Raw genomic sequence first — 2,954 nt, 5'->3', positions numbered from 1 at the left:
CGGCCTGCGCTACGACCTCGACACCGACAGCCAGGTGTTCGCCAATGTCAGCCGCTCCTACGAGCCACCCAGCCTGTCGGAGCTGACCGGCGGCCAGATCACCACGGTCAATGCCGCGCAGCGCGGCACCACGGTGGAAGTGGGCAGCCGCATCGAACGCGACTGGCTGGCGCTGGACGTGGCGCTGTATCGCGCCTGGCTGCGTGACGAACTGCTCGGCCTCAACGATCCGAACGGCCAGCCGCTGGGCACCATCAATGCGCCGAAGACCCTCCATCAGGGCGTCGAACTGGCGGCTGCGATCAAGCTGCCGTACCAGCTGACCCTGCGTCAGGCCTACCTGCTCAACGACTTCAAGTTCGACAAGGATCCGACTTACGGCAACAACCGCCTTGCCGGCCTGCCGCTGAACAGCTATCGCGCCGATCTGACCTGGAAGGGCGCCTGGTTCAGCGCCGGCCCGAACGTCGAATGGATTCCGCAGGGCACCTGGATCGATCACGCCAACACCTTTTCGTCGGACGGCTACGCGCTGCTCGGCTTCAAGATCGGCGGCGCGATCCAGGACGGACGCTGGAGCTGGTACGTCGACGGCCACAACCTGACCGGCACCAGGCACGTCACCACCACCGGCGTCATCGCCAACGCCAACAGCACCGACCAGCGCCAGTTCCTGACCGGTGATGGCCGTGCTGTTTATGCCGGCCTGACCTGGACCGCCGGCAAATGAGCGCCGCGCGACGCACGCATCGCGCACTGGCCTGGATCGCCGCCGTCACGGCGGTGGTCTGGGCCAGCAGCGGCGCGATCCACCCGCTGATCGTCGCCATCGGCCCGAAGCCGGTGACCTTCCAGCCGCCGCAGACCAGCTTCGAGGCCGCGGCGTTCAAGGCACCGAACGCCGTGCTTGAAGCTGCCGGCATCGGCGAGGCCAGCCAGCTGCGCTATGTCTCGATCGATGGCCATGCGGCCTTGCAGGTTCAGCCAGCGGGCAAGGCGGAACGCGTCTATCTCGACGCCCAAACCGGCAGCCCGATCGCCAATGCCGACCGGGCGCGGGCGATCACGCTGGCTCGCCATTACAGCGGCGAGCAGACGGCGCCGGTTCGCGATGCCTGGCTGATCACACAGTTCGAGCGCGACTACCCCTGGATCAACCGCCTGCTGCCGGTCTGGGCCGTGGCCTTCGAAGACGACATCGGCACGGTGGTCTATGTCGATACCGGCGGCGATCGCCTCGGCACCCTGAGCGGCAGCAGCAAGCGCTTCTGGCAGGGCCTGTTCCAGACCTTGCATACCTTGAGCTTCATCGAAGTGCCTTATCTGCGGCCAGCGGCGATCGGCCTGATGGTCGGCCTGTTCTTCGCTACGACGGTGTTCGGTGCCGCGATGCTGCTGCGACGAGGTGGTGCGCAGACCAGTCGGCGTTTTCATCGTCGGCTGGCCTGGATCGCGGTGCTGCCAGCGCTGCTGTTCCCGGCCACCGGCTTGTTCAAGCTGCTGACCGATGAGCTGCCCGGACAGGCCGCGCCGCTGCCGCCGGCGATCAGTACGGCGCAGCTGTCGGCACTGCCGTTCAAGGCTGGCGACGGTGCGCTGATCGAAGCGATCGCCGTGCCGGTGTTCGGCGGCGCGCCGCTCTGGAAAACCGTTGCGCTGCGTGACGCCAAGCTGGTAGTGCGGTTGAACGAAGCCGATGGCACTGCCCTCGACGGCGGCGACGAAGCGCTCGCCCGCCGTATCGCCAGCGGTGCGTTCGGTAAGGACCTCAGCGAAGCACCAGTGCTGATCGGCAGCTTCGATCGCGACTACGGCTTCGCCAACAAGCGCCTGCCGGTCTGGCGCGCGACCGGGCCAGCCAATCAGATCTGGTATTTCGAGACCCGCAGCGGCTTGGTCGCGGCGCAGCTCGGCGGCCCGTACGGCGAGCTGAAGCAGGCGCAGGCGCTGCTGTTCAACCTGCTGCACAAGGGCCATTTCCTCGATCCGCTCGGCCTCACGCCGAACCAGCGCAATCTGCTGATGAGCACGCTGGCCGCGACCATCGTGCTGATGGCGCTGTTCGGCATCGCGATCCGCCTGCGTGGCCGGCGATCATCGCTGACCGCTGCGCAGCTGGCACCGAACAGTGCTGGCCAGCCCGCAACGAGGGCGCAAGCATGAGCCGCAGCCTCTACGAGTTTCAGTTGCCGGCCCTGATCGACGAAGGTGCATTGCTTCGCCTGCGTGGCGGGCTCGACATGCGTTCGACGATGTCGATCCGCCACTACGACCTGTCGCTGCGAACCGTGCGGGTCAGGGCCCGCGCCGGCCGCCATCAGGAACTGCGCGCCTTGTTCGCAGAACTCGGTTTCCCGCCAATGGCGGAAGACCCGGCAAGCGAGCGCCGGCGCCGGCTGGGCCGTTCGCGTCGCTGGCGCAAGGCCGAGCAGCATCCATGGAGCCCTGTCGCGGCGCCGCTGAACTGCACCGCCGCGAGCCGGCAGTGCCTGGAGAATTCCCGATGAAGCTTCGTCTTTCCGCCGGCCTTGCCGGCGCTTTCACCGTGCTGACCGCTGCTACCTTTTCAGGCGCGGCGCTGGCCTGTTCCAGCTGCGGCTGCTCGGTGGCCACCGACTGGAGCGGTGCTGGTTACGCGAACAGCAGTGGACTACGCGTCGATGCCCGTTTCGATTTCATCGACCAGAACCAGCTCAGGCTCGGTTCGCATGTGTTCGACAAGAACCCGGAGGAACTGCCCACCGAGCACGAGTACCAGCAGGGCTCGCTGAGCCGCTTCTACACGCTGGGGCTGGACTACAGCATCAACCGCGACTGGGGCATCAACGTTCAGGTGCCGTATCTGGTCCGCGAGCATCAGACCATCGGCGAAGAGCAGGACACGGCCGACATCTCGCGCTCGGAAACCCAGGGCATCGGCGATGTGCGCGTGATCGCCCGCTGGCAGGGCCTGT

At 66.8% G+C, this 2,954-nt stretch carries 3 protein-coding genes and 1 pseudogene; all 4 read left to right on the top strand.

What is annotated here, in order from left to right; genetic code table 11:
• A partial coding sequence (locus tag QZY06_RS18125; RefSeq protein WP_295686674.1) for a TonB-dependent receptor occupies positions 1-730 on the top strand: 730 nt, incomplete at its 5' end.
• A complete protein-coding gene (locus tag QZY06_RS18120; RefSeq protein WP_295686672.1) occupies positions 727-2,163 on the top strand; it encodes a hypothetical protein in 1,437 nt (478 codons plus the stop codon). The genes QZY06_RS18125 and QZY06_RS18120, both read left to right, overlap by 4 nt.
• Positions 2,160-2,507: a hypothetical protein gene (locus QZY06_RS18115; protein ID WP_295686669.1), complete on the top strand. Its 348-nt coding sequence runs from the start codon at positions 2,160-2,162 to the stop codon at positions 2,505-2,507. The genes QZY06_RS18120 and QZY06_RS18115 overlap by 4 nt, the downstream gene beginning before the upstream one ends.
• Positions 2,504-2,954, top strand: a pseudogene (locus QZY06_RS18110) (hypothetical protein); the annotation flags it as partial. The gene QZY06_RS18115 and the pseudogene QZY06_RS18110, both read left to right, overlap by 4 nt.

Source organism: uncultured Nevskia sp. (genome assembly GCF_903885465.1).
Lineage (GTDB): Bacteria > Pseudomonadota > Gammaproteobacteria > Nevskiales > Nevskiaceae > Nevskia.
Note: the sequence above shows the minus strand (reverse complement) of the source record. Positions and strands in the feature narration are given on the sequence as shown.